The organism is Streptomyces sp. R33 (assembly GCF_041200175.1).
Lineage (GTDB): Bacteria > Actinomycetota > Actinomycetes > Streptomycetales > Streptomycetaceae > Streptomyces > Streptomyces katrae_B.
This window is the reverse complement of record NZ_CP165727.1, coordinates 7,343,905-7,369,426: the sequence shown is the minus strand read 5'-3', so window position 1 is coordinate 7,369,426 and position 25,522 is coordinate 7,343,905. Positions and strand designations below refer to the sequence as shown.

The following is a 25,522-nucleotide window of genomic DNA, read 5'->3' as shown; positions in this document are numbered from 1 at the left end:
CGGCTGCGGCTGCGTTCACGGCGCGGCCCGCCGGTTCCGGTGCGCGGTGACACGCCGCCACATCGCCCGCTGGACCTTGAGCGTCCCGGTTCCGACCAGGATCAGTACGAAGATGTTGAGCAACAGTTGGAACAGGGATCCCAAGGCCTCGCCCCAGCTGGCGAACGCGCACGAGACCCCGATGTCGGCTGCCGCCGGGATGGTGGTCACCGAGATGAAGACGCCGAGCAGTGCGCTGGTGCGGGCTTCGGTCAGCGAGACGATGCCCACGATCCCGGCGAGCACGGCCACCACCGCCGAGAAGAAATTGGGTGTGTCGATCAGGTTCGACACGGGCCTGATCCCGAGCTCGAAGGCTTGCGGCTGGAGGCCGAAGCCGCGGACGAGCAGGCCGAACAGGAAGGTGGCCGCCACGACCAGCAGAAAGCCCACGAGGAGCGCGGAAAGACCCTCCCGGACGGGTGACCGCGAACGGTGGTCGATGCCCAGCGCGACGCTGCTGACGGCTCCGTACTCCGGACCGACCACCATGGCCGCGACGATGAGGATCTGCGAGTTGGTGATGATGCCGACCGCACCGATGACACCGGCGATGACCATGAAGAGGTAGAAGCTCGGTGGATACCGCCCCTCGGCCCGGATCCGGGCCTCCACCTGCTCCCATACCGGCACGCGCAGCCGGGACCCGAGCGCCTGGGCCCCGGCTCTGGCCGCGTGATCAGAGAAGGCCGTGTCGATCGGGTCGAGAACGATGGACCCCCGCCGCTCCAGTCCGAGGTCGCGCAGCCCGCGCAGTACCTCGTTGGCGACTCCGGTGAGGACGTCGCACACGATGGCGTCGCCGTCGGGGTTCCGTACGCTGTCGGGCTGCAGGGAGAGGTTGAGGACACACGGCTGGGCGCTCAACAGGGCCATGACACGTCCCGTGAGGTCCGGCGGGCTCACGGCCCGGACGTGCAGCATGTCCAAGCGAATCTCCTCGATGCGAGAGGGAGGCGCACGGGTACGTCGGGCCCGGACAGGCCGCTCGTCCATTAACGCGGCGGCCGGGGAGCCCGGCAAATCGGATGCGGCCGGGTCGCCGCTCGGCGCGCGCCGGCAGCGGGTGTGCCGGATGGTGGGGACATGGCTACGCCCGCCGGGATGAGCGAGGCCGACTTCCGGTCGCTCTATCGTGAACTGCGCCGTACGGCACCCGGCGGTGCGGCACCCCTGGGAGCTCTGGGCACCCTCACCCCCGCACAGACGCTGGCCGCCGTCAGCGAGGTCCGCTCCGGCCGCACGGTCTCGCTCGCCGCGCCCGTGAACACCCGCAAGGGACCGGACAACGCCGAACCGGCGGAGCACCGGCTCACCGCGCCCGTCGGCGGCGCTCCGGATCCGGGCGGCCTGCAGTTCGCCCGGGACCGCATCGCCATGAACATCCACGGCGATGTCGACAGCCACATCGACGCACTGTGCCACGTCATCTACGAGGGCACCCTGCACGGCGGCGTCCCTGCCGCGGACGTACTCTCCCCTGACGGGGCCGGGGCCCTGTCCATCGACCTGGCGCGCGACGGCATCGTGGGACGGGGAGTGCTGCTGGACATCCCGCGCCTGCACGGCACCCCCTGGCTCGAACCGGGATCGCACGTGACCGCCGAGGATCTTGCCGCCGCCGAAGCGCGGCAGGGGCTGCGGGTCGGCAGGGGCGACATCCTCCTCGTACGCGTCGGGCACCGGCGGCGACGTGAGGAGCTCGGCGCCTGGGACTCGGCCGGTGCGCGGGCCGGACTCCACCCGACCGCCCTGCGTTTTCCGGCCGAACGGCAGGTGGCCGCGCTCGGCAGTGACGGCAACAACGACACGGCTCCCAGTGCCGTGCAGAGCGTCGCGTTCCCGGTGCACGTACTCGCCGTCCATGCGATGGGGCTGCACCTGCTCGACTACCTGCAGTTCGAGGAGCTGGCTCCCCTCTGCGAACGGGAGGGCCGCTGGTCGTTCCTCTGCGTCATCGCGCCACTACGGCTGCCCGCGGCGACGGGTTCTCCCGTCAATCCCCTCGCGATCCTTTGACCAGCCGGGCTTCCCGGCGTCCCGGCCCGCCCGACTCGCTGGGCATTCCCTCCGGAGCTACGTTGTAGATGCTGATTGCACCCCAACTCACCCGACAGGAGCAGATCCGTGCTCCGGGGAGGTGGCCCGCATGCCCGAGGCGCGGGAGTACGACATCATCATCATCGGCACAGGGGCCGGCGGCGGCACCCTCGCCCACCGGCTGGCGCCCACCGGCAAGCGGATCCTGCTTCTCGAGCGCGGCGGCTACCTGCCGCGGGAACGGGACAACTGGGATTCGACCCAGGTCTTCGTCAAGGGGAAGTACCGCGCACCGGAGTTCTGGTACGACAAGCACGGAGACCGGTTCCCGCCCGAGGTGAACTACTACGTCGGCGGGAACACCAAGTTCTACGGCGCCGCGCTCTTCCGCATGCGCCCCGAGGACTTCGGCGAAATCCGCCACCATGACGGCATCTCTCCCGCCTGGCCGCTGAACTACGGCGACCTGGAGCCCTACTACACGCAGGCCGAGCACCTCTACCTCGTCCACGGGCGGCACGGCGAGGACCCCACCGAGGGGCCGACCAGTGCCCAGTACGCCCATCCGCCCGTGCAACACGAGCCGCGCATCCAGCAGTTGAGCGACGATCTGGAGAAGCAGGGCCTGCACCCCTTCCATCTCCCGATCGGGGTGAACCTCGTCCAGGACGACCAGGGGCGGGCGGCGCACGGGAGCCCCTGCATCCGCTGCGACCGCGTCGACGGCTTCCCCTGCCTGGTCGGCGCGAAGTCGGACGCCCAGGTCATCTGCGTGGACCCGGCCCTGGAGCACTCCAACGTCGAACTGGTCACGCATGCCGACGTGCGCCGGCTCGAGACGGACGCCACCGGGCGGAGCGTCACCTCGGTCGTCGCGGAACTGGGCGACGGCTCGACCGTCCGGTTCACCGCCGCCATCGTGGTGGTGGCCTGCGGGGCCGTCAACTCCGCGGTCCTGTTGCTGCGTTCGGCCGACGACAAGCACCCTCAGGGCCTGGCCAACAGCTCGGACGTGGTCGGCCGGCACTACATGCGGCACAACAACCTGGCCCTGATGGCGGTGTCCGAGGAACCGAACGGCACCAGGTTCCAGAAAACGCTGGCCCTGCACGACTGGTACCTGGGCAGCGACGACTGGGACTACCCTCTCGGCGGAATCCAGATGCTCGGCAAGTCCGACGCCGAGCAGATCCACGGCGAGGCGCCCCGCTGGGCCGGTGCCGTCACCCCGGACATGCCCTTCGAGGTGCTCGCCCATCACGCGGTCGACTTCTGGCTGTGCGGTGAGGACCTGCCGGACCCGGACAACCGCGTCACCCTCGACGGGGACGGCGGGATCCACCTCGCCCTCGACGAGAAGAACAACATCGCAGGTCTGAAGCGGCTGCGGCACAAACTGCAGGGCATGCTCGGCCACCTGGGCATGCACGAGCACCATCTGCTGTCGCACAGCATCTACCTGCACAAGGGCATGCCCATAGGCGCAACGGCTCATCAGGCCGGCACCGTCCGCTTCGGCCGCGACCCGCAGAGCTCCGCCCTCGACGTCAACTGCAAGGCCCACGACCTCGACAACCTCTACGTGGTCGACACGAGCTTCTTCCCGAGCATCGGCGCGGTCAATCCCTCGCTGACGGCCATCGCCAACGCCCTGCGCGTCGGGGACCACCTCGCGGAGCGACTGCAATGACCGGCACCCGGGCGGATCACCGCTGAGCCGTCCCGAGGAGGGAGAACCATGGACCGCTACCCGCCCATCGCCGACCACGGACTCGTGGGGGACCTGCAGACCGCGGCTCTGGTGTCATCCAGGGGAGTCATCGACTGGTTCGCGGCTCCGCGATTCGACTCCCCCAGCATCTTCGCGGCGCTGCTCGACCACGACGGGGGCGGGCACTTCCTGCTCGCACCGGAACAGGAAGAGGGCACGTGGAAACAGCTCTACTACCCGGACACCGCGGTCGTGGTGACCCGGTTCATGTCCCCCGACGGGGTCGGCGAGACCGTCGACTACATGCCGGTCCACCGGGGCCTGACGGCGTCCGACCGGCACACCCTGGTACGTGTGATCCGCGCGGTGCGCGGCACGGTGCGTTTCTCCCTCGAATGCCGCCCCCGCTTCGACTACGCGCGCTCACCCCACCGACTCGACCTGACGGAGCGCCGGGCGACCTTCCGCGCACCCGGGGCGACCGCGTTCCTGCAGGCCACCTTCCCGCTCGAACGGGACGGCCAGGACGTCCGCGCCTCGATCACGCTCACCACGGGCCAGGCGGAGGCAGCGATGTTCACCACCGACAGGGAGGGCAGCACGGCGCCGCCGCCACCGCCGGAGCGTGACAGGATCACCGATGAGCTGTGGGAACAGGTCGACTACTGGCAGAAGTGGGTGCGCACATCGCACTACCACGGCCGCTGGGCGGAGATGGTGTACCGCTCGGCCATCACGCTCAAGCTGCTCACCTACGCCCCCTCCGGCGCGCCGGTCGCCGCCGCCACCATGGGTCTTCCCGAGCAGGTCGGCGGCGAGCGCAACTGGGACTACCGCTACACCTGGGTGCGGGACGGATCCCTGTCCGTACGGGCCCTGCTCGACCTCGGCTTCGCGGAGGAGGCGGCCCGCTTCACCCACTGGCTCGGCGACCGTCTGCGGGCCCACGAGGGTCCGGACGGGGAGCCCCTGCAGATCATGTACCGGGTCGACGGTGACCCGCACCTGACCGAGGAGGTCCTCGAGCACTTCGAGGGCTACCGGGGTTCGTACCCCGTGCGGGCCGGAAACGCGGCCATGGACCAGCTGCAGCTCGACATCTACGGCGAGGCCCTGTACGCCCTGTCCGAGGGCCACGCGGTCGCCGTACAGGCCGACTACCACGGCTGGAAGGCCCTCGCCCGGAGCCTGGACTGGCTCGCCGACTCCTGGGACCGGCCCGACGAGGGCATCTGGGAGACCCGCGGCGGCCGGAAGGACTTCACCTACAGCCGCGTGATGTGCTGGGCGGCGTTCGACCGCGGCCTGAAGCTCGCCGCCGAGTTCAGCCGGCCGGCCGACACCGTCCTGTGGACGAAGGCCCGCGACGACATCCTCGACCAGGTCATGGAACGCGGCTGGAGCGACAAGGAGCAGTCCTTGGTCCAGCACTACGGCAGCCACGTCCTGGACGCTTCGCTGCTGCTGATACCCCGGGTCGGATTCCTCGCGCCGAGGAGCGCGAGCTGGTTGTCCACCCTCGATGCCATGGACCGTGTCCTGGTGTCCGACAGCCTCGTCTACCGGTACGACCCCGCGGCCTCTCCCGACGGACTCCGCGGCTCGGAGGGAACGTTCAGCCTCTGCACGTTCCTCTACGTCGACGCCCTCACCCGTGCCGGACGGCTGCCGCAGGCCCGCTACACCTTCGAGAAGATGCACACGTACGCCAACCACGTCGGTCTGTTCGCCGAGGAGATCGGCCCCAGTGGCGAGCAACTGGGCAACTTTCCGCAGGCCTTCACCCACCTGTCGCTCATCATGGCCGCGACCACGCTGAACGAGGCGCTCGACGCCCTCCGGCGCTGAGACTGCGGTCCCACCCCGCCGGACGCGGCGGCCTGGCCCCGGGCGGCGGGCTGCTCTACCGTCGCCACCGGGCCCGCTGCCCGCAGGTCCGCCGCTCGACCCGATCAGGAGACACACATGCGGATGCTGATCAACAGCCCCGAGACCGTCGTCGCCGATGCGCTGCGGGGGATGGCGGCCGCGCATCCCGAACTGGACGTCGACGTGGAGCGGCGGGTCGTCGTACGGCGGGACGCACGGGACGGGGGCAGGGTCGGGGTGGTGTCCGGGGGCGGGTCGGGGCACGAGCCGCTGCATGCCGGGTTCGTGGGGTACGGGATGCTGTCGGCCGCGTGTCCCGGGGAGGTGTTCACCTCACCGGTGCCCGACCAGATGCTGCGGGCGGCCGCGGCCGTGGACTCCGGGCAGGGGGTGCTGTTCGTCGTCAAGAACTACACCGGTGACGTGCTGAACTTCGAGATGGCCGCGGAACTCGCCGAGGAGGACGGCCTGCGGGTGGAGCGGGTCCTCGTGAACGACGACGTCGCCGTGACCGACAGCCTGTACACGGCGGGGCGGCGCGGCACCGGGGCGACCCTGTTCGTCGAGAAGATCGCCGGTGCGGCGGCCGAGGCGGGCGCCCCGCTGGAGCGGGTAGCGGCGCTCGCCCGGCAGGTGAACGCGTCCTCCCGCAGTTTCGGGGTGGCGCTCAGCGCGTGCACGACCCCTGCGAAGGGCAGCCCGACGTTCGAGCTGCCGGACGGGGAGCTGGAGTTGGGGATCGGCATCCACGGCGAGCCGGGCCGCGAGCGGCGGGCCATGATGCCGGCGCGGGAGATCGCGGAGATCGCGGTGGGGGCCGTACTGGAGGACCTGGCGGAGGTGGGCCCGGCGGACGGGCCGGTGCTGGCGCTGGTCAACGGCATGGGGGCGACGCCGCTGCTGGAGCTGTACGGGTTCCACGGGGAGGTGACCCGGGTGCTGACGGAGCGCGGGGTACCGGTGGCGCGGACTCTGGTCGGAAACTACGTCACCTCCCTGGACATGGCGGGGTGTTCGGTGACGCTGTGCCGCGTGGACGAAGAGCTGCTGCGGCTCTGGGACGCGCCGGTCCGGACGGCGGCGCTGCGGTGGGGCTGCTGAGAAGGTGGGCGGACGAGGTGCGGACGAGGCAAGGAGACGACAGTGCGTGACGCGGACTTCTTCCGGCGCTGGATGACGGCCGCCTGGGCCGTGGTGGAGCGCGAGGCGGACCGGCTGACCGAGCTCGACTCCCCCATCGGGGACGCCGACCACGGGAGCAATCTGCTGCGCGGCTTCACTGCGGTACGGGCGGCCCTGGAGGCGGACCCCGCGGTGACGCCGGGGGCGGTGCTGCAACTGGCGGGGCGGACGCTGATCTCGACGGTCGGCGGCGCGTCGGGCCCGCTGTACGGGACGCTGCTGCGGCGCACGGGCAAGGGCCTCGGGGAGGCTGCCGAGGTCTCCGACGAGGAGGTGCGCAAGGCCCTGTACGAGGGGGTGGGCGCGGTGGCGCAGCTGGGCGGGGCGGCTCCGGGCGACAAGACGATGCTGGACGCGCTGGTGGCAGGGGTGGCGGCGCTGAGCACCTCGTACCGGGCGGCGGCGGACGCGGCGGAGGCCGGTGCGCGGGCGACGGTGCCCATGCTGGCCCGCAAGGGGCGGGCCAGTTACCTGGGCGAGCGGAGCATCGGGCACCAGGACCCGGGGGCGACTTCGGCGGCCCTGCTGCTGACGGCACTCGCGGACACGGCCGACACGACGGACAAGGCAGACAAGGCGGACACCGCATGAGCGCGACGGCGGTGGTCGGGATCGTGCTGGTGTCGCACAGTGCGGTGGTCGCGGAGTCCGTGGCGGACCTGGCGCGGGGCCTCGCGGCCGGCGGACCGGTCGTCCCGGTGGCGGCGGCGGGCGGCACCGCGGACGGCGGCCTGGGCACGAGCGCGGAGCGCGTCGTGGCGGCCGCGCACGAGGTGGACCGGGGCGCGGGGGTCGCGCTGCTGGCGGACCTGGGCAGCTCGGTGCTGACGGTGAAGGCGCTGCTGGTGGAGGACGAACTGCCGCCGGGGGCCAGGCTGCTGGACGCCCCGTTCCTGGAGGGCGCGGTGGCGGCGGTGGTCGCCGCCTCGGCGGGCGCCCCCCTGGACGCGGTGGCCGCGGCCGCAGAGGAGGCGTACAGCTACCGCAAGGCCTGACCGGCGGGCGGACCGGTCAGCGGCCGCGGAGGGATTCGATTTCGCGGCGGTCGCGCTTCGTCGGGCGGCCCGTGCCGCGGTCGCGCACGCCGACCACCTCGGCCTCGATGCGCGTCGGCGCCGGCGGGCTGTTGTCGATGAAACATTCCGCGGCCACCGGCGGACCGACCCGCTTCGTCACCGGCCGCTTGACGACGACGATGCGCTCGCGTCCCGCGTGGAACAGCCGTACCTCGTCCCCCGCCCGCACCGCCTGCGCCGGCTTCGCGCGCTCACCGTTGACCTTCACATGCCCCGCCCTGCAGGCGGTCGCCGCGACCGAGCGGGTCTTCGTCAGGCGGACCGACCAGATCCAGGCGTCCACGCGCGCCGTTCCCGCGCCCGCGCCCGTTCCCGTTCCCGTTGCTTCATCAGCCATGCCAGAACTCTAGCGAGCGGGCCCGCCCGAAACGGAAGGGATTTTGGCAGATGCACCAAGAGCCATGGCATCTGCCATGTACATCATCCCAAGGGAATTGCAAATGCGGGACAGGTGCCCCTACCTTGTCGCACATGCAGTCCTACACCATCGGACAGGCGGCGCGCCTGCTGGGCGTCAGCCCGGACACCGCCCGCCGCTGGGCCGACGCCGGCCGGGTCGCGACCCACCGCGACGAGGCCGGCCGGCGACTGATCGACGGCCGCGACCTGGCCGCCTTCTCCGTGGAGGTCGGACAGGGCGCCCACACCGAGGACGACGAGCCGTACACCTCGGCCCGCAACGCCTTCCCCGGCATCGTCACCGCCGTGAAGCTCGGAGACGTGGCCGCCCAGGTCGAGATCCAGGCAGGTCCCCACCGCCTGGTCTCCCTGCTCACCCGTGAGGCCGTCGAGGAGCTCGGACTGGAGGTCGGCATGCGGGCCACCGCCCGCGTGAAGTCCACCAGTGTGCACATCGACCGCACCTGACCGTCCAGCACCAGCACGCGTCCCCACCCGCTCCGCCCGTCACCGGCGCGGGTCACCACCGCGCGGTCCCGGCACCCGGCCGGCCGCCGACCCGACCGAGGAGCACCAGCTCATGTCCCCGATCCTGAACCGCCGCAGCGCCGTCGCCGCAGCGCTGACCGGCGCCCTCCTCGTGCCCGCGCTGTCCGCCTGCGGCAGCAGCGACGACAAGGCCGGCGCCGGGGCTTCGGCTTCCGCACCGGCCGCGGCCTCCGCGGAGCCCAAGGCCGCGAGCCTCACCGTCCTCGCCGCCTCCTCCCTCACCGACGTGTTCAAGACCGCGGGCGCAGCGTACGAGAAGGCGCACCCGGGCACGAAGATCACCTTCTCCTTCGCCGGCTCACAGGAGCTCGCCGCCCAGGTGAAGCAGGGAGCCCCGGCCGATGCGCTGGTCACCGCCGACACCAAGACGATGGACGGCCTGAAGGCCGAGACCGGCGACCCGTCGATCATCGCCAAGAACCGCCTGGTCATCGCGGCCGGCAAGGGCAACCCGTTCAAGGTCGACGAGCTGAAGGACCTGGCCGACAGCAAGATCAAGGTCGTGCTCGCCGCGCCCGAGGTGCCGGTCGGCCGCTACAGCAAGCAGATCCTCGACGCCCAGAAGATCGAGGTGAAGCCGGTCTCCCAGGAGCCCAACGTCCGCGCCGTCCTGAGCAAGGTCGAGCTCGGTGAGGCCGACGCCGGCCTCGTCTACAAGACCGACACGATCAAGGCCGGTGACAAGGTCTCCGTCGTGGACATCCCGGACGCCGAGAACGCCGTGGCCTCCTACCCGGCCGCCTCCCTCAAGGCGTCCAAGAACGCCGGGGCCGCCGCCGCGTTCGTGGCCTGGCTGAGCACTCCCGAGGCGCAGAAGATCCTCCAGGACGCGGGCTTCCAGAAGGCGTAACCGGCACCGCAGCAGCAGAGCAGCCGCAGCCGCAGCCGCAATGATCGAAGGGGACTGCCTGGTCCGGGGGGACGGGCGGTCCCTTTCGGCGTGTCGCCCGCCGGGCCCCCGTACCCGTCCCCCCGTACGCTTCAGCCAGGAATCCACATGAGCAGACACCGCACCCGCACCCGGCCCCCCGTGACCCTGGCGCTCCCCGCGCTGCTCGCCGTCGCCTTCCTGCTGCTGCCCCTCGTCGGCATCCTCACCCGCACCGAGTGGGGCGAACTCGGCGCCCACCTCACCAGCCCCGGTGTGGTCGAGGCCCTGCGCCTCTCGCTGTTCGTGTCCCTGTGGGCGCTGGGCCTCTCGCTGCTCCTCGGCGTGCCGCTCGCGTGGCTGCTGGCCCGCGTCCCGTTCAAGGGCAAGGCCTTCGTCCGCTCGCTGGTGCTGCTCCCGATGGTGCTGCCGCCCACCGTCGGCGGTGTGGCGCTGCTGCTGGGCTTCGGGCGGCGCGGGCTCCTCGGGCCCTGGCTCGAGGGCACGTTCGGCGTCACGCTGCCCTTCCACACGTCAGGCGCCGTCGTCGCGGCCACCTTCGTCGCCATGCCGTTCCTCGTGATCAGCCTGGAGGGTGCGCTCGGCGGGCTCAAGCAGAGCTACGAGGAGACCGCCGCGTCCCTCGGTGCCGCGCCGGCGCGGGTGTTCTTCACCGTGACGCTGCCGATGGTGGCGCCCGGCCTGATCGCGGGCGCCGCGCTCACCTGGGCCCGTGCGCTCGGCGAGTTCGGCGCGACGATCACCTTCGCCGGCAACCTGCCCGGCACCACCCAGACGCTGCCGCTCCAGGTCTACCTGCTGCTCCAGGACCAGCCGGAGGCCGCTACCTCGGTGTCCCTGCTGCTGCTCGCGATCGCCATGGCCGTGCTGATCGCCCTGCGCGGCCGCTGGACCGGCACACCGGTCGCCCGGACGCCCGCCGAAGCTCCGCAGCCGCCGGACGAGACGGCGGCCGCGGCCCTCGAAGCCGAGCGGACGCCGACGGCCCCGCCACCGGCCACCCTGCCCTTCGCGAAGGCTGCCGCCGGCGACCCGGCCTCCGACCTGGCCGGCGCCCCACAAGACGACGGCCGCTGGCCCCTGCACGCCGTGGTCACCGGCTTCAACGAGCTCACCCTCGACGCCGACCCCGGTACCACCATCGCCGTCGTCGGCGAGAACGGCGCAGGCAAGACCACCCTGCTGCGCGCCCTCCTCGGCCTCACCCCGCGCGCCCACGCCGAACTCCGGCTCGGCGACACCGACGTCACCGCTCTCGCCCCGCACGAGCGCCAGGTGGCCTGGGTCCCGCAGGACGGCGCGCTGTTCCCGCACCTGAGCGCACTGGCCAACACCGCCTACGGGCTGCGCGCCCGCCGGGTCCCGCGCGCCGCTGCCCGCCGCGAGGCGCAGCAGTGGCTGGACCGGCTCGGCGTCGGCCACCTCGCCGCCCGCAAGCCCGCCCAGCTGTCCGGTGGCCAGGCCCAACGGGTGGCGCTCGCCCGGGCGCTGGCCGCCCGCCCCCGGCTCCTCCTGCTGGACGAGCCGCTCGCGGCCCTCGACCAGACCACCCGGGCCCGCGTCCGGCACACCCTGCGCACGCACCTGGCCGGCTTCGGCGGGGTCTGCCTCATCGTCACGCACGACCCCGTCGAGGCGGTGTCCCTGGCCGACCGGGTCCTCGTACTCGCCGACGGGCGCACCCTCCAGGACGCCCCGCCCGCCGAGGTCACCCGCCACCCGCGCTCCCCGTGGGTCGCCCGGATGCTCGGCCGCAACGCATGGCCCGGCACGGCGTCGGCGGACGGGCTCGTACTCGCCGCCGGGGGCCGGCTGGTGGTGGCGGAGGCGCTGCCGGAGGGGTCCCCGGCACTGGCGATCATCGGCCCCGAGGCGGTGTCCGTGCACCGCGACCGTCCGGCGGGCAGTCCCCGCAACGTCTGGCCGGGCTCCGTACGGGAGATCACCGCGGTCGGCAGCCGGCTGCGCGTGCTGGTCGGCTCGGCGCAGGCCCCCGACCTGGTCGCGGAGATCACCCCGGAGGCCGCGGCCGAACTGGGCCTGGTCGACGGCTCGGAGGTCTGGACGAGCGTGAAGGCGACCGAGGTCACGCTGGTGGAACTCTAGGGGGTGCCTTCCCGGACGGCGAGCCAGTCCCCCGGGGCGAAGGCGTCCAGGCCCACCACGGTCCGTCCGGTGCGCGCGGCAGCCACGGACAGCACGCCCTCGGAGCGGCCCGCCGCGAAGGCCGGGGCGCCGAGGGTGAGCACGGCGGCGCGTTTGCCGGTGGTACGGCGGAACTCGGCGAGCAGGTGGGCCGTCAGGGCCGTTTCCTTGCGGTCCACGGTGTCCGGCGCATACGCCTGTACGACGGCCACCGCGCCCGTGGCCGGTTCCCGGGCGGCGGCCGCCAGAGCCTTGCGCAGGGCCCGCATCCGGGACAGACCGCCTCCCCCCAAGGTGGGCTTGGTGGTGTCGAGCGGCAGAAACCGTACGCCGCGGTGCACGAACTGCGGGCGGGCGGCGTCGGTGAGCACGAAGTCGGCAGCGGCGTCCTCGCCCCCGACGGCGAACCGCCAGGGCAGCGCCCGCACCGCGGCCTCGGTGGCCACGATCGGATCCCGGACCACGGGCGCCGCGGCGGGCCCCGTGGGCGGGGTCCGGGCGCCGAGCGTGTCGAGGGCCAGCCGTCCGGGGCCCGTCCCCCCGGCCGCCGAAAGCCGGGTCACGCTGAGCGGCGGCTCGGCGGTGGCCGGGAGCGGCAGGGTGAGCTCCCGCCAGCCGGTCCAGTCCACGGCGGGCCCGCGCACCGTGACGGCGGCCCCGTCGGCATCGGCCAGCTCCACCGCGGGCCGGGCCCCGGAGCCGTCGCCGCCGACCCAGAGCGTGAGCGACCGGGCCAGCTCCGGGACGGCAAGGGGCCGCGGCGGGGCCGCGCTCCGCTGAGCCGCCGCCCCGGGCAGATCCAGGGCGAGCCCCGCACCGGAGTGCCCCTCGGTCGCGGAAGCCCCCGGTCCGGTCCAGTCGGCTACATCGGCCAGATCGGTGAGCGGGAGGGTCACCAGCCCGACGCCGAGGGCGAGTTCGGCGGTGAGACCGGAGCCGCCGGTATCGGACGCTCCCGCAAGCCCGAGCGTGCCGGCGGCAGGGGGCGTGCCCGCGATCCCGGGCACGCCTGTCATCCCGGCCGCACCTGCGCCGCCGAGCGTGCCTGCGGTCCAGGGCGTCCCCGCGCCACCGAACGTGCCGGCGGTCCAGGGCCTGCCCGCGTCACCGGGCGCGAAGGAGGCACCGGGCCTGCCCGCGACGCCGAGCCTGCCCGCGACGCCGGGCCTGCCCGCGGCGGCACGCGGGCCCGCGGTCCGGGGCATGCCCGCGCCGCCGGGTGTGCCTGCGGCACCACGGGGACCGGAGGCGCCATCAGAGCCCCCGGGAGATCCGGAAGTGCCGGGAGCCCCGAGGGCGCCCGATGCCCTGGTCGCTCCGCGGCTTCCGGGCGCTGCAGACGCCCCGGCAGCCCCGCCCGCCCGGACCGTGACGCGGAGATGGCCCGTGGCTTGGGGGGTCAGGGCGGTGACCGTGAAGCCGCCGTGGCCGTCATCGGTGACGCGCCATCGCGAGCGGTCGAACTCCAAGGTCACGTCCCGGGGTTCCACGACGGCGGCCCTGCCTTGCGCGTCGTAGCCGGTCAGCCGGAATCCCGCGGTCTCCCCCTGCTCCGCGAGCCCGATCCGGGCCTGCGTGGGGCGGATCCGGGTCAGCGGGCCGAGGACCTCGAGCGGGAGCTCGCCGTGCGCCGTCGTGCGCCGGGCGTGCGCCGTCGCACGGCCGGGGCGCACGGCGTGGAACACCCCGGCGGAGTCGACCGTGCCGGCCCCGTCGGCGGACCACACCGGCGCGCCCGGCGCCGGGCCCAGCAGTGCGTCGTACCCGGTGGCCTCGAGGGTCCGGGTGAGCCGGGGGAAGACCCGGGTGAGGTCCTCCGTGGTGCCGCCGACGGGTTCGACGCGGTAGCCGGCGGTCCGGCCGGAGCCCGCCGGGGCCGTCAGGACGAGCCCGTTGGGCACGGGCCGCAGCCGCCCGTCCGACGGGGAGTTCTCCAGCGCGAGGGCCGACGCCCCGCTCAGCCCCGCGAGCAGGGTCGAGGAGCCGCCGCCGTCGAGGTTCAGGGCCTCGTACGCGCCGAGCCGGTGCATCAGGCGGCCCAGCGCGGTCAGGGTGAGGCCGCCGCTGTCCCGCTGGCGGCCGTCCACGGTGAGGATCCGCAGCTGCCGCCCGTCGCGCGAGAAACCGACGGCCGTGCGCGGGGCGGCGGTGTTGTTCGGTTCGCCGTCGTGGTTCTGGGCGACGCCGGCCACGACGAGGGCCTCGCGCCCGCCGACGGCCGCCACCGGGAGCGGTCCGGCGTCAGGGACGGCCCGGGCGGCGACGCCCACGGCGTCCCCGGGTCGCAGGGCGGCCAGTTCGGCAGCGGCCGCACCGCCGGCGGCGGCCAGCACGGTGGTGCCGGGTGCGGGGCGTTCCCGGCGAGTGGGTCCGCGTACCGGCGGGGCGGCTGCCGTGACCCGGCCGTCCCGGACCGTCACGGCGGTGCCCACGGCGGGCAGTTCCACCCCCGGCCAGTCGGCGGTGTACGCGGCGAGGCCCGCGGCGGGGGGCCGGGCCGCGTTGTACCCGGCGAGCGGCCGCACCACCCCGCCGGGCAGGGTGACGCTCCCGTCGAGTGCGAGGCGCAGGACCCGCCCGATGCCGTCGCCGCCGAACCCGACGGCCGGGGCCGCGCCGGGGCCGGGGGTCGCGGAGTGCAGCAGCCGGCCGCCCGCCAGGCCGGGGCCGAGCGGGGCGCCCGTACCGCGGATGTCGAAGAAGTCGCCGTTCACGGCGGCGACCACGCGCCGCCCGGGCCCTGCGGGGTGGTGCGCGGCAGCCTCGGCGACGGTGGCCGGTCCGTGGCCGCCCAGGTAATCGGCGCGGACGCCGCTGCGGCCACCGAGGTCGACGAGGAGCTCGTCGATCCGCAGCCAGCGGTCGGCCTCCAGCCGGTCGTACGACTCCAGTCGGATCCCGGGGGCGACCTGCCGGCCGGTACGGGCGGTCTCGATGCCGTCGGCCTGCGCGGCGGCGGACGCCCCGGCGGGGCCGGCCAGGGCCACGGTGAGCAGGACGGGCAGCAGCGGACGGAGGCTCAGCACCCAGGCAGGATCGGCCACTCGGCCCGCCCCGGACGGGCACGACCGTTCGTGCCCCGCGGTTTCAGCCATTCGCCCGGCCACACGGGGCACGGGCTCCTTGTCCGGGCCCGGATAAGGATTTGGCGGCCGGATTCCGGGCTGGCATGGTTCGGACGTGCCCCGCCGCAGGTCAGCGGGCGCCCGCTTCTTCGTCACATGTTCCCGTGGGGGGTACACACCGCATGTCCTTCAACGAGCCGCCGGGCCCGCCGGCTCCGCCCCCGTCGCAGCCCCCGGCCCCGGCCGCGGCACCGGCACCGGCACCGGCCGCAGCCCCGTCGCCGGCTCCCTCGCCCGAGCCGCAGCCGCAGCCGCAACCGCAACCGCCCGCCGCGCAGCCGTACCCGCAGCCGGCGCCGCCGCAGCCGTACCCGGCTCAGGCCTACCCCGCCCCGCCCCACCCCGGCCCGCAGCCCTACCCCGCGCAGCCCCAGCCCGGGTACCCCGCCGGTCCGTACCCCGCCGCCCCGTACCCGGGCATGCCGTACCCGGCGCCGCACACCAACACCGACGTGCTCCGCTCCCCCCGCGGCCTGGCGGTCGCGCTCACCGCGCTGCTGTCGGTCGCAGCCGCCGTCAACCTGTTCTCGGCGGGCATCAGCGGGTACGTCTTCTCGCTCATGCACCGCCTGATCGCGGACCCGTCGAGCGTCGGTGACAGCACGCTCGAGCGCGGGGACGTCCTGGCCGGCGTCGTCGGCGTCCTCCAGTTCGTGATGCTGCTGGCGACGGCGGTCGTCTTCGTCATCTGGTTCCACCGCGTGCGCGTGAACGGCGAGATCTTCCGGCCCGACGGCTTCTCGCAGACCCGCGGCTGGGCCATCGGCAGCTGGTTCATCCCGGTCGGCAACCTCTTCCTGCCGTTCCGGATCGCGAAGCAGATCTGGGTCGCCAGCACCCAGTTCGCACCCGACGGCTCCCACCGCCCGGTGTCCACCGCGCCCCTGAACGCCTGGTGGGGCCTGTGGGTGGGCTCGCTGGTGTTCGACCGCGCCTTCAGCCGGATGTACGAGCGGGCCGAGACCCCGGAGGCGCTGCGCGCGGCGTCCGCCATGGGGATCGTCACCGACCTGTTCACGGTCGGCGCCGCCGTCCTCGCCATCGTCTTCGTCCGCAGGCTGACGGCCCTGCAGACCACCAAGGCGGAGCAGGGCCCCTACGCGGCCGTCTGAGCCGGGCCCGCCGGCTGTCTAGGGGGTGTCGTGCCCGGGGACGGTGAACTCGCACCACACGCACTTCCCGCCGCCCCGGGGCTCCACGCCCCATACCTCCGCGAGCTGGTCCACCAGCAGCAGGCCGCGCCCCGACACCGCCCAGTCGCCCGCCTCGCGCCGGTGCGGCAGGGCGCTGCTGGAGTCCTCGACCTCGATCCGGATCCGGCCCTCCGCGGTCAGCCGTACGTTGACGTGGGCGCCGCCGTCGGTGTGCACGAGGGCGTTCGTCATCAGCTCGTCCGCCGCCAGTTCGATCTCGTCGGCCCGCTCCGCGGCGCCCCACGCGGCCACCGCCGCCCGGATCAGGTGGCGGGCCATCGCCGGGCCCTCGGGGTCGCCCGGGGTGAGCCGCAGGCGCAGCGGGCCGCCGCCGCGCGGGGCGGGGGTACCACGGCGGCGCAGCAGGAGCAGGGCCATGTCGTCCCCGACGCCGGCGTCGCCGACGAGGTCGCACAGGACGTCGGCGAGCTCCTCGACGTCGACCGGGCCGCTGTGGACCGCTTCCATGAGCTCCCGGATGCCGGCCTCGGAGTCGCCGTCCGGCCGTTCGAGCAGGCCGTCCGTGCACAGCACCAGGGTGTCGCCCGGGTGCAGTTCGAGGCTGGTGACGGGGTAGCCGGGGCCGGTTGCGGACTGCTCGCGCGGCGGCAGCCCGAGCGGGAGTCCGCCGGCCACCTGGACCCGGTGGCAGGTGCCGTCGCCGCGCCGCACGACCGGGTCGAGGTGGCCGGCGCGGACCATCTGGAGCATGCCGGTGTTCAGGTCCACCTCGGCGTACGTACAGGTGGCGAACCGTTCCGTCTCGAGCTCCCGCAGGAAGCTCGAGGCCCGGGCCATGGCGGTGCCGGGCGTGTGCCCTTCGGCGACGTAGGCCCGCAGGACGATCCGCAGCTGGCCCATGACGGCCGCCGCGTCCGTGTCGTGCCCCTCCACGTCGCCGATCATCACCCCGACCCGGCCCTCGCCGAGCGGGATCACGTCGTACCAGTCGCCGCCGATGTCCCGCCCCATCCTGGCGGCCCGGTACCGTACGGCGATCCGCGCGCCCGGCACCTCCGGGATCCGGCGCGGCAGCATGGCCCGTTGCAGGCCCTCCGCGAGGTCGTGCTCCTGCTCGAACAGGATGGCGCGCTGGAGGCTCTGCGCGATACCGCTGCCGAGCGCGACGAGCAGGTTCCGCTCCTCGGCCGTGAAGTCCCCGTCCCGCTGGTACAGCAACCCGAGCGCGCCGATGGCCCGGCCCTGGGCGATCAGCGGCAGGTAGACGCCGCTGCGCACGGCCAGCGGCTCGATGTACGGCCAGAGGTGCGGGTAGCGCTGCTGGAACTCCTCGCGGGAGCCGAGGAACACCGGCTGCAGGTTCCGTACGGCCTCGCTCATCGGGAACTGCGCGTCGATGCGCGTGTACTCGATCTCCGGGACGTACGAGCCGAGCTGCCCCTCCGCGACGAGGTGGATGCGGCCGCCGTCCACGATGCCGAGCATCACGCTGACCGCGCCGAGGTGGCCGAGGGCCTCCGGGTCCTTGAGGACGTCCGTCACGTCGTTGACGGTGCGGGCGTGGGCCAGGATGGCGCTGGTCCGCTCGACGACGCCGGTCATCCGGCGCCGGTCGTCCGCCTGCTCCCCGCCGGCGCCGGGCTCGCCGGGGTCGTGGGCGGCGTCGCGCAGGATCCCGATGATCCGGTACGGGCGACCGTTGGCGTCGCGCAGGATGTGGCCCTGGATGTGGGACCAGGCCGGGGTGCCGTCGCGGCGCCGGGTGCGGACGTACGCCCCGTAGTGGCTGCGGCCGTCCTTGAGCGCCTGCGCCACCCGGGCGTCGAGCCGGACCTCCTCGCCGGGCGACACCCGCGTCCGCAGCCCCTCCGGGGTGCCGTTGAACTCCTCCGGGCGCAGGTCGAGGACCTCGAGGGCGGTGGGGTCCAGATGCATCTGCCCACTGTCGAGGTCCCAGTCGAAGGTGCCCATGCGATTGAGCGCGAGGCTCATGTCCGGCTGCGCGGGCCAGTCGACGTCGGGGCTCGCTCCCCTTTCGGCCATGCAGCCAGGGTCTCACCGTTCCCGCACGTATGCCCGCCCGCGTCAGTTCCCGGCGTCGCCGTCGGTTCCGTGACGCTCCGTCGTGGGAGGCGGGGTCGGGGTGCCTGCCCGGGGCGTCTCGTCCGGGTCAGGTCCGGGCGGCTTCGACCTCTGCCTCAGCTCCGGCGCCACCGGGGACGGCGGGGCCGGAGAGGGTGGTTCCGACGAGCTCGGCGGGGGCGCCGGCGGCTTCGAGGACGCGGGCGCGGACGCGGGCTTCGAGACGGGCGGCGTGAGGGACGCGGGCGGCGCCTCGGACTCCGGCGTCGGGGGCGGCGTCGGCGTCAGGGGCGGCGTCGGCGGTTCGGGCCTGAGAGGCGCCCTGGACGCGGGCTCGGACGGCGCCGTGGATTCGGGCTTGGACGGGGACTCGGGAGGGCGCCCGGACTTCGTCGGCGACCCCGCCGGGGACGGCGAGGCCTTCGTGACCGACGGGCTCGGCTGCACCGGCGTGATCGGCGGCTTCGGGACCACGGGCGGCGGAACGGGCTTGTCGCGCTTGCCGTGGTGGTCGCCGCGGTCACGCTCGAACCAGTGCCGGTCGTGGCGGTCGTAGATGACGAACTTCCGGACGACGGTCACCGACGGCGCGACGACGACGACGTTCTTGGGCTCGTACGAGCTCCACGGCTGCCCGGACCGCTTCGGGTTGGCCTTCAGCGCCACCGGGGACCCGAGCGGGTTGCCGCACGCGCACCGCACCCGCGGCACGCCGCGGGCGTCGACCAGTACCGCCGTCCCGGCCTGCAGCACCGCCTGGTAGCTGGTGGCCTTGCCGTCGCGGTAACCGTGGTTGGTGACGCGGGTGTCCATGCCCAGCTGCACGGGGGTGAGCGAGCGCAGGTAGCCGGGTACGGTCGCCGGCGGGATGCCGAGCGCCGAGGCGAAGGCGCTGTTCTTGGCGGGCTGGGCGGTCAGCGCCCCGATCTGCTTCTCGACGTCGCAGCTCGCCGTGGCCTTCGTGCCGCCGTACAGGCCCGGCGCCGAGCCGCTGATGCTGCGCGTGACGATGGCGCCGGTGGGCGCCGCGCTCTGCGGCCTGGCCGGCGGCTTGGCGGTCTGCGGCGGAGGGCTGGCGTCCTTCGCCGCGGTGGACTCCGTGAACGGGTCCGGGCCGGTCGCGGCGGCGGGCTGCAGGAACACCTCGCCGCCGGCGGAGGGGGCGCCGCCGGGCCGGGTCAGGACCACGGCGAGGGCCACGGCGGCGGCCAGCGCGACGAGCGCGGTGGCCAGCCGGGGCCGGGAGCGCCACCAGGGGACGCGCGACGGCGGCCCCGACGGCGGCCCCGGTGGGGTGCCTCCGGGCGGAGCCGGCGGCGGGGGTGGCGGCGGCCCCTCCCGCCCGCCCGAGAGGGGGCCGGAGGGGGGACCTGCGGGACGCTCGGCCGACGGATGTATGGACTGCGTCGGCTCCTGCGGCTCCCGGCCGGAGGGTTGCGTGGTCACGTGCCCTACTTCCCGGGCGGAGGAGTTCCGGCCCCTGTGGACGCTCCGCGAGTCGAACAGGGAGATGTCAGGATTTCTTGCACTCCTGCGGACCATTGTCTGCGCCGCTCGGGTGGTGGCCGCAAGCCGAGCGTGCCTACGGTGGCACCGTGAGCAGTCCGTCAGCACCGAGTTCGGTACCCGGGGGCTCCGCGGGGGCATGGCGGGACGCCCTCGTCGCCGTCGTGGCGGGCTTCGCGGTGATGGCCGCGGTCGCCGCGGCGGGACTGGCCTGCGCGGGGGCCACCGACCTGCCCGGCGGAGCGTTCCCCCGGGTGGTCGCGGCGGTCGTCGTACTGGCGGCCGGCGGATCCGTCGAGGTGACCGGCGCGGCCGGCTTCCTGGCCGACGCCCATGCGAGCCTGTCCGTACTCCCGCTCTCGGTGAGCCTCGCCGGGGCGCTCACGGCCGGCTCGCTGTTCCTGCGTCCCCTGCACAACCGGGCGGTGACCCGTCCGGGCGAACTCGCCTCCCGTACCGTCCCGCTGGTGCTGCTGTGGCTGCTCGCCCTCACCGGCACCGCGTTCCTCGCCCGCCAGACCTTCGGCATCTCCACCGGCGACTCCCTGGTCACCGACCTCGGCGAACTCCTCGACTCCTCCCCGACGGTCGGCTTCAGGGCCGCCGTGCCCACGACCCTGTTCTTCGGACTGCTGTGGATCCTGGGCCTGTTGCTGATCGCGCTGCTGATCTCGCGCCGGGCCCCGCTGCCGGCCCGGCTGGTCCGCTTCCACGCGGCGGTGCGTCCCGCCGCCTTCGCCACCGTGGCGCTGCTCCTCGCGTACGTCGTCATCGGCCTCGGTGTCGGCGTGGTCGTGGCGTTCACGCAGGGGCATGCGGACCGGACGTTCGCCGTGATCCTGCTCGGCCTGCCGAACCTCGCCTGGCTCGCTTTCACCCTGGGCCTCGGCGGGGCCTGGGACGGCCGGGTCGAGGGGCTGTTCGGGCTGCCGATGCCCCAGCTGCTGGACCAGGTGCTGCGCGGGCCGAAGCTGTCCCGGGTCGACGTGGGCTCGCTCGCGGAGCAGGACTCCCGGGCCTGGTGGCTGGTGGCCGTGGCCGCCGTGCTGCTGCTCGCCGCGGGCTTCCTGGCGGCCGTACGCTCCCCCGCGCACGTCCGCGCCTGGCAGCACGCGCTCCGCCTCGGCGTGGCCCTCGCCCTCGCCACCCTGACGGTGTGCCTGCTGACCGCCCTCGAGGCCCGGTTCGGCCTCTCGCTGCTGGGCATCGGCGACGTCGGCATGCTGGGCGCGAAGACGGAGCTGCAGCCGGTGCTGTGGCGCAACGTGGGCCTCGCCCTGCTCTGGGGTGCGCTCGCGGGGTTCCTCGGCGCCCTGCTGGCCCGTCCGGTGCACCGCCGCGGTCTCGTCGAGAAGCCGCCGCAGACCACCGCCCGCTGATCCGGCCCTGCGGCTCGCCGGTCCTCGTAGGACTCATGCGGCTTGCCGGTCCTCGTACGACTCGGACGCGCGGTACGACTCGGCCGCCGTCTCACCCGCCGTCCGGCGGGGTCACGACCTGCGTCGGTTCGGCCGCTTCACGCCCCGGTTCCCGGCCGGGTTCGCGCCCGGGTGCACCGGGCGCCCGCCCGCCTGACGTTGCCGTGTCCACCCTTGCGCCGGGGGACGCCCTGCGTTCCGTCTCCGCGGCCGGCGGCTGCGGCTCGGCCGGCTCTCCCGGTCCCGTGCCGACCGCGTACGTCGCGAGGCGGATCCCGTCGCCGTACATCCAGCGCCCGCTGCCCTCTTCGTACAGCCAGACGGCCTCGTCGTCGACCACGATCCCGATCCGCAGCCCCTGGGTCGCCCGCCGGAAGCCCTCGGTGTCCGTGCGCCCGGCGGCGAGTTCCTCGGCGGCCCGCCGGTAGCGCTGCAGGGTCTCGGCGCCGCGTGCGAGCAGCGGCAGCGGGTCCTCCTCGGCGTGCGTGACCGGCCGCCCGCCGGTCGGGGGCGGCTCGGGCACGGCGACCAGGAGCCGTCCGTCCACCCAGGCGGACCACCCGTTGGCGCACAGGACCTCCCCCCATTCCCCGCGCCGGGAGAGCAGTTGCACGGGCAGGAAGGGGTCCAGGGGCACGGTGGGCCGGGAGACGTCGGGCTCTTCCCAGGCGGGCAGCCCTTCGCGGGGGACCACGTGCGTGGGCTGGAAGTCGAAGGGCCCGGTCAGGTTGGCCATCGACGCCTACTTTCGCATGATCGCGGGCTCGTGGCGGCGCAGCAGCCGCAGGACCAGTACTCCGAACAGGACGGACAGGGCCACGAGCATCCCGAGATCGAGCAGCCACACCCCGGCCCTGTGTGCGAAGAGCGGGTCGCCGGTGAGCTTCCCTGGGATGATCGCGCCGAGGTCGATGGTGCCGGCCATGGCGGCGAGCGCCCACCGGGACGGCACCAGCCAGGCCAGCTGCTCGATCACGGGCACGCCGTTCAGCTGCAACAGGGCTCCGCAGAAGACCACCTGGACGATGGCGAGGAGGACCAGCAGCGGCATGGTGACCTCCTCCTTCCGGACCAGGGCGGAGACCAGCAGGCCGAGCATCATCGCGGTGAAGGACAGCAGGGCGACGGCAAGGGTGATTTCGACGAGGGGCGGCAGGAAGACCCCCTTGCCGCCCGGGGCGTTGGTCTTCACCCCGTAGAGGCCGACGAGCGTCATCACCACGGCCTGGGCCACGGTGATGGCGCCGAGCACCACCACCTTGGACATCAGGTACGCGGATCTGGACAGTCCGACGGCCCGTTCCCGCTGGTAGATGACGCGTTCCTTGACCAGTTCCCGTACGCCGTTGGCGGCGCCCGTCAGCACGCCGCCGACGCACAGGATGAGCAGGGCGTTGATCGCCGTCTCCTTGGTGAGGGAGCTGCCGGCCAGGGCGCGGGTCATGGCGCCCATGACGAACGGCAGGGCGATCATGATGGCGAGGAAGGTGCGGTCGGCGCTGAGCGCCGCGGCGTAGCGGCGGACCAGTGTGGAGAGCTGGGAGCCCCAGCTCTGCGCCTTGGGCGGCGGGGCGACGAAGCCGGCCGCTGCGGACCGGTCCTCGTCGAGCCGGGGCTGCCGCGCGGCGTTCCGTACGTACGTGCGGTGCTGCGGGGAGGTGCTGTACTCCCCCGCCCAGTCCCGGCCCTGCTGGTTCTCGAAGGCTTCGAACGCCTCGGGCCATTCGGCGAACCCGAAGAAGCCGAGGGCCTCCTCGGGCGGCCCGAACCAGGCGATGCGCCCGCCCGGGGCGAGGACCAGCAGCCGGTCGCACACGTCGAGGCTGAGCACGCTGTGGGTGACGACGATGACGGTGCGGCCGTCGTCGGCGAGGCCGCGCAGCATGTGCATCACGGAGCGGTCCATGCCGGGGTCGAGGCCGGAGGTGGGCTCGTCCAGGAAGAGCAGGGAGGGCTTGGTCAGCAGTTCCAGGGCGACGGAGACGCGTTTGCGCTGGCCGCCGGAGAGGCTGTGGATGGGCTGGTCGGCGCGCTGCCCGAGGCCGAGTTCGCCGATCACCTCGTCGACCCGGGCCTCGCGTTCGGCCCGGGCGGTGTCCTGCGGGAAGCGCAGTTCTGCGGCGTAGGCGAGGGCGCGGCGGACGGTGAGCTGTGCGTGCAGGATGTCGTCCTGGGGGACGAGGCCGATGCGGCTGCGCAGTTCGGCGTAGTCGCGGTAGAGGTCCCGTCCGTCGTACAGGACGCTGCCGTGGTCGGCGGGGCGCAGTCCGGTGAGGGCGCCGAGGAGGGTGGACTTGCCGGCGCCGCTGGGGCCGACGACGGCGAGCAGGCATTTGGCGCCGACGGGGAAGGAGACGTGGTCGAGCAGGGTCTTGCGGCCGCGGTCGACGGAGACGGCGAGCTCCTGGACGTCGAGGGAGACCTCGCCGGTGTCGAGGTACTCCTGGAGCTGGTCGCCGACCAGGCAGAGGGCGGTGTGGCCGATGCCGACGATGTCGCCTTCGGCGACGGGGGCGCGTTCGACGCGGGTGCCGTTGAGGAAGGTGCCGTTGTGGCTGCCGAGGTCGGTGATCTCGTACGTGCCGTCGGCGAGTGCGTGCAGTTCGGCGTGCCGGCGGGAGACGACGAGGTCGTCGATGACGAGGTCGTTGTCGGGGGCGCGGCCGATGCGCACGGCGGTCCGGGTGGGGAGCGGGCGCACGGTGGTGGGGCGGCGGAAGGTGCCGGTCAGGGACGGGGTGGACACCGAGGACGGCCCGGAGCCGGCGGGCCCGCCGTTCGGGGCCGGGCCGAGGCACCGGGCGAGCGGGCCGTCGGAGGCGTCGCCGAAGCGCAGTTCGCTGCCGACGCCGATGCTCCACTCGTGGACGCGGTGGCCGTCGACCCAGGTTCCGTTGGTGCTGTGCTCGTCCTCGACGGTCCAGTGGTCGCCGTCGGGGCGCAGGATCGCGTGGCGCCAGGAGACGCGGGCGTCGTCGAGGCAGATTTCGCACAAGGGGTCCCGGCCGACGTGGTACGTCCGGCCCGGGCTCATCGCGGTGGAGCCCGTGTCGGTCTGCAGGACGAGCTCGGGCGCGGTCGGCACACCGGGGCGCTGGACCATGAGCAGATTTTCCCACGATCCGACCGGTCCAGCATAACCGCAGGTCAGCGGCCTCTTATGGGTAATGACAACGGTCCCCGTTGCAGCCTTTGCCCATTGCGTCACGGTGCGCTTCACTTCACGCGTCGGAACCGAACACACGGGGGACGCCATGAGTGGGCACGACCACGACCACGCGCACGACGACCACGGCCATGCCGCCGGGCACGACCACGGGGGCCACGGTCACGGCGGTCACGGTCACGGCGGCCACGGCCACGGGGTCTCTGCGGACGCCGACCGGCGCTGGCTGGCCATCGCGCTCGGCCTGATCGGCGCGTTCATGGCGGTCGAGGTGGTCATCGGCATCGTGGCCCAGTCCCTGGCACTGATCTCCGACGCCGCCCACATGCTCACCGACGCCGTCTCGATCGTCCTCGCGCTGATCGCGATGCGGCTCGCGGCCCGCCCGGCGCGCGGCGGATTCACGTACGGCCTCAAGCGCGCGGAGATACTCTCCGCCCAGGCCAACGGGCTCACGCTGCTCCTGCTCGCGATCTGGCTGGCGTACGAGGCGGTGCGGCGGCTGATGGACCCGCCGGAGGTGGCGGGCGGGCTGGTCCTCGTGACGGCGCTCGCGGGCATCGTCGTGAACGTGGCGGCCGCGTGGTGCATCTCCCGGGCGAACCGCTCCTCGCTCGCCGTCGAGGGCGCCTACCAGCACATCCTGAACGACCTGTTCGCCTTCATCGGCACCGCCGTGGCCGGTCTGATCGTGCTCACCACGGGCTTCGTCCAGGCCGACGCGATCGCCACGCTCGTGGTCGTCGTCCTGATGGTCAAGGCGGGCTACGGGCTGGTCCGCGAGTCCGGCCGGATCTTCCTGGAGGCCGCCCCGGCGCACATGGACCCGGACGCGGTGGGCGACCGGCTCGTCGGGCACCCGCCCGTCACCGAGGTGCACGACCTGCACATCTGGACGATCACGTCCGGGCAGGCGGCCCTGTCGGCGCACGTGCTCGTCGAACCGGCCGGAGATTGCCACGCCGTACGCCGCGACCTGGAGCGCCTGCTGGAGAAGGAGTACGGGATCACGCACACCACGCTCCAGGTGGACCACGTACAGGAAGCGCTGCTCAGCGTCGGCCGCCCGGGCGAGGACCCGGCCGACCCGCACTGCGCGGACGCGCACGGCCCGGTGCACCGGCAGGGCCCGCACGACCACTGAGCAGCCCGCGCGCGGGGCATGGATGGAC

General features: G+C 73.8%; 19 protein-coding genes. 12 read left to right on the top strand and 7 right to left on the bottom strand.

Features of this window, described 5'->3' with window-relative positions; translation table 11 throughout:
- Nucleotides 1-15: 15 nt before the first annotated feature.
- A complete protein-coding gene (locus AB5J51_RS33860; protein ID WP_133898833.1) occupies nucleotides 16-969 on the bottom strand; it encodes a DUF389 domain-containing protein in 954 nt (317 codons plus the stop codon).
- Between the two features lie 156 nt (nucleotides 970-1,125).
- Between AB5J51_RS33860 and AB5J51_RS33855 the strand changes: the two genes are divergently transcribed.
- From AB5J51_RS33855 to AB5J51_RS33830, 6 genes are all read left to right on the top strand, one after another.
- A complete protein-coding gene (locus tag AB5J51_RS33855) occupies nucleotides 1,126-2,058 on the top strand; it encodes a cyclase family protein (protein ID WP_234382475.1) in 933 nt (310 codons plus the stop codon).
- A 130-nt stretch (nucleotides 2,059-2,188) separates the two neighbouring features.
- On the top strand, nucleotides 2,189-3,769 hold the full coding sequence (locus AB5J51_RS33850) for a GMC oxidoreductase (protein ID WP_369779367.1): 1,581 nt from the start codon (nucleotides 2,189-2,191) through the stop codon (nucleotides 3,767-3,769).
- Nucleotides 3,770-3,817: 48 nt separating this feature from the next.
- Entirely contained in the window at nucleotides 3,818-5,638 is a 1,821-nt protein-coding gene (locus AB5J51_RS33845; RefSeq protein WP_369779366.1) for a glycoside hydrolase family 15 protein, read from the top strand.
- Between the two features lie 117 nt (nucleotides 5,639-5,755).
- Complete coding sequence (gene dhaK, locus AB5J51_RS33840) at nucleotides 5,756-6,760, top strand: dihydroxyacetone kinase subunit DhaK (RefSeq protein ID WP_369779365.1); 1,005 nt, start codon at nucleotides 5,756-5,758, stop codon at nucleotides 6,758-6,760.
- 42 nt (nucleotides 6,761-6,802) lie between these two features.
- Nucleotides 6,803-7,432: a dihydroxyacetone kinase subunit DhaL gene (gene dhaL / locus AB5J51_RS33835; RefSeq protein ID WP_053788558.1), complete on the top strand. Its 630-nt coding sequence runs from the start codon at nucleotides 6,803-6,805 to the stop codon at nucleotides 7,430-7,432.
- Nucleotides 7,429-7,836, top strand: a complete 408-nt coding sequence (locus AB5J51_RS33830; RefSeq protein WP_053788557.1) for a PTS-dependent dihydroxyacetone kinase phosphotransferase subunit DhaM — start codon at nucleotides 7,429-7,431, stop codon at nucleotides 7,834-7,836. The genes dhaL and AB5J51_RS33830 overlap by 4 nt, the downstream gene beginning before the upstream one ends.
- A 16-nt stretch (nucleotides 7,837-7,852) precedes the next feature.
- On the opposite strand, the gene AB5J51_RS33825 is transcribed toward AB5J51_RS33830, so the two are convergent.
- Nucleotides 7,853-8,254, bottom strand: a complete 402-nt coding sequence (locus AB5J51_RS33825; protein ID WP_053788556.1) for an RNA-binding S4 domain-containing protein — start codon at nucleotides 8,252-8,254, stop codon at nucleotides 7,853-7,855.
- A 134-nt stretch (nucleotides 8,255-8,388) separates the two neighbouring features.
- Here AB5J51_RS33825 and AB5J51_RS33820 point away from each other — a divergent pair, with 134 nt between their 5' ends.
- The 3 genes from AB5J51_RS33820 to AB5J51_RS33810 all read left to right on the top strand — a co-directional run bounded on the left by AB5J51_RS33820 (nucleotide 8,389) and on the right by AB5J51_RS33810 (nucleotide 11,860).
- Nucleotides 8,389-8,784 carry a molybdopterin-binding protein gene (locus AB5J51_RS33820; protein WP_136222195.1) on the top strand — a complete coding sequence of 132 codons (396 nt, stop codon included), beginning with the start codon at nucleotides 8,389-8,391 and terminating at the stop codon, nucleotides 8,782-8,784.
- Between the two features lie 112 nt (nucleotides 8,785-8,896).
- Nucleotides 8,897-9,715 carry a molybdate ABC transporter substrate-binding protein gene (modA, locus tag AB5J51_RS33815; protein ID WP_136222197.1) on the top strand — a complete coding sequence of 273 codons (819 nt, stop codon included), beginning with the start codon at nucleotides 8,897-8,899 and terminating at the stop codon, nucleotides 9,713-9,715.
- Nucleotides 9,716-9,862: 147 nt separating this feature from the next.
- Nucleotides 9,863-11,860 (top strand): ABC transporter permease, encoded by a 1,998-nt coding sequence (locus AB5J51_RS33810; protein WP_369779362.1) that lies wholly within the window; start codon nucleotides 9,863-9,865, stop codon nucleotides 11,858-11,860.
- On the opposite strand, the gene AB5J51_RS33805 is transcribed toward AB5J51_RS33810, so the two are convergent.
- Nucleotides 11,857-14,925 carry a phosphodiester glycosidase family protein gene (locus AB5J51_RS33805; RefSeq protein ID WP_369779361.1) on the bottom strand — a complete coding sequence of 1,023 codons (3,069 nt, stop codon included), beginning with the start codon at nucleotides 14,923-14,925 and terminating at the stop codon, nucleotides 11,857-11,859. The genes AB5J51_RS33810 and AB5J51_RS33805 overlap by 4 nt on opposite strands.
- Before the next feature lie 221 nt (nucleotides 14,926-15,146).
- Between AB5J51_RS33805 and AB5J51_RS33800 the strand changes: the two genes are divergently transcribed.
- Nucleotides 15,147-16,136 (top strand): DUF4328 domain-containing protein, encoded by a 990-nt coding sequence (locus AB5J51_RS33800; RefSeq protein ID WP_369779360.1) that lies wholly within the window; start codon nucleotides 15,147-15,149, stop codon nucleotides 16,134-16,136.
- A gap of 18 nt (nucleotides 16,137-16,154) precedes the next feature.
- On the opposite strand, the gene AB5J51_RS33795 is transcribed toward AB5J51_RS33800, so the two are convergent.
- A complete protein-coding gene (locus AB5J51_RS33795; protein WP_369779359.1) occupies nucleotides 16,155-18,221 on the bottom strand; it encodes a SpoIIE family protein phosphatase in 2,067 nt (688 codons plus the stop codon).
- Between the two features lie 42 nt (nucleotides 18,222-18,263).
- Complete coding sequence (locus AB5J51_RS33790; RefSeq protein WP_369779358.1) at nucleotides 18,264-19,706, bottom strand: DUF6777 domain-containing protein; 1,443 nt, start codon at nucleotides 19,704-19,706, stop codon at nucleotides 18,264-18,266.
- 149 nt (nucleotides 19,707-19,855) lie between these two features.
- Here AB5J51_RS33790 and AB5J51_RS33785 point away from each other — a divergent pair, with 149 nt between their 5' ends.
- Nucleotides 19,856-21,145, top strand: a complete 1,290-nt coding sequence (locus AB5J51_RS33785) for a streptophobe family protein (RefSeq protein ID WP_136222206.1) — start codon at nucleotides 19,856-19,858, stop codon at nucleotides 21,143-21,145.
- 91 nt (nucleotides 21,146-21,236) lie between these two features.
- Here AB5J51_RS33785 and AB5J51_RS33780 read toward each other — a convergent pair whose 3' ends face one another.
- Both AB5J51_RS33780 and AB5J51_RS33775 read right to left on the bottom strand, forming a co-directional pair.
- Nucleotides 21,237-21,920, bottom strand: coding sequence for a hypothetical protein (locus tag AB5J51_RS33780; protein WP_136222208.1), 684 nt, complete (start codon nucleotides 21,918-21,920; stop codon nucleotides 21,237-21,239).
- Nucleotides 21,921-21,926: 6 nt separating this feature from the next.
- Nucleotides 21,927-24,287 (bottom strand): FHA domain-containing protein, encoded by a 2,361-nt coding sequence (locus AB5J51_RS33775; protein ID WP_369779357.1) that lies wholly within the window; start codon nucleotides 24,285-24,287, stop codon nucleotides 21,927-21,929.
- Between the two features lie 151 nt (nucleotides 24,288-24,438).
- Here AB5J51_RS33775 and AB5J51_RS33770 point away from each other — a divergent pair, with 151 nt between their 5' ends.
- Nucleotides 24,439-25,494, top strand: a complete 1,056-nt coding sequence (locus AB5J51_RS33770) for a cation diffusion facilitator family transporter (protein ID WP_136222212.1) — start codon at nucleotides 24,439-24,441, stop codon at nucleotides 25,492-25,494.
- Nucleotides 25,495-25,522 lie beyond the last annotated feature (28 nt).

Bases quoted from the DNA above. Each gene is read 5' to 3' on its own strand.
- modA (WP_136222197.1), top strand. From the start codon at position 8,897: ATGTCCCCGATCCTGAACCGCCGCAGCGCCGTCGCCGCAGCGCTGACC.
- AB5J51_RS33775 (WP_369779357.1), bottom strand. From the start codon at position 24,287: ATGGTCCAGCGCCCCGGTGTGCCGACCGCGCCCGAGCTCGTCCTGCAG.
- AB5J51_RS33770 (WP_136222212.1), top strand. From the start codon at position 24,439: ATGAGTGGGCACGACCACGACCACGCGCACGACGACCACGGCCATGCC.
- AB5J51_RS33795 (WP_369779359.1), bottom strand. From the start codon at position 18,221: ATGGCCGAAAGGGGAGCGAGCCCCGACGTCGACTGGCCCGCGCAGCCG.
- dhaK (WP_369779365.1), top strand. From the start codon at position 5,756: ATGCGGATGCTGATCAACAGCCCCGAGACCGTCGTCGCCGATGCGCTG.
- AB5J51_RS33830 (WP_053788557.1), top strand. From the start codon at position 7,429: ATGAGCGCGACGGCGGTGGTCGGGATCGTGCTGGTGTCGCACAGTGCG.
- AB5J51_RS33825 (WP_053788556.1), bottom strand. From the start codon at position 8,254: ATGGCTGATGAAGCAACGGGAACGGGAACGGGCGCGGGCGCGGGAACG.
- AB5J51_RS33810 (WP_369779362.1), top strand. From the start codon at position 9,863: ATGAGCAGACACCGCACCCGCACCCGGCCCCCCGTGACCCTGGCGCTC.
- AB5J51_RS33845 (WP_369779366.1), top strand. From the start codon at position 3,818: ATGGACCGCTACCCGCCCATCGCCGACCACGGACTCGTGGGGGACCTG.
- AB5J51_RS33800 (WP_369779360.1), top strand. From the start codon at position 15,147: ATGTCCTTCAACGAGCCGCCGGGCCCGCCGGCTCCGCCCCCGTCGCAG.
- AB5J51_RS33850 (WP_369779367.1), top strand. From the start codon at position 2,189: ATGCCCGAGGCGCGGGAGTACGACATCATCATCATCGGCACAGGGGCC.
- AB5J51_RS33780 (WP_136222208.1), bottom strand. From the start codon at position 21,920: ATGGCCAACCTGACCGGGCCCTTCGACTTCCAGCCCACGCACGTGGTC.
- AB5J51_RS33855 (WP_234382475.1), top strand. From the start codon at position 1,126: ATGGCTACGCCCGCCGGGATGAGCGAGGCCGACTTCCGGTCGCTCTAT.
- AB5J51_RS33820 (WP_136222195.1), top strand. From the start codon at position 8,389: ATGCAGTCCTACACCATCGGACAGGCGGCGCGCCTGCTGGGCGTCAGC.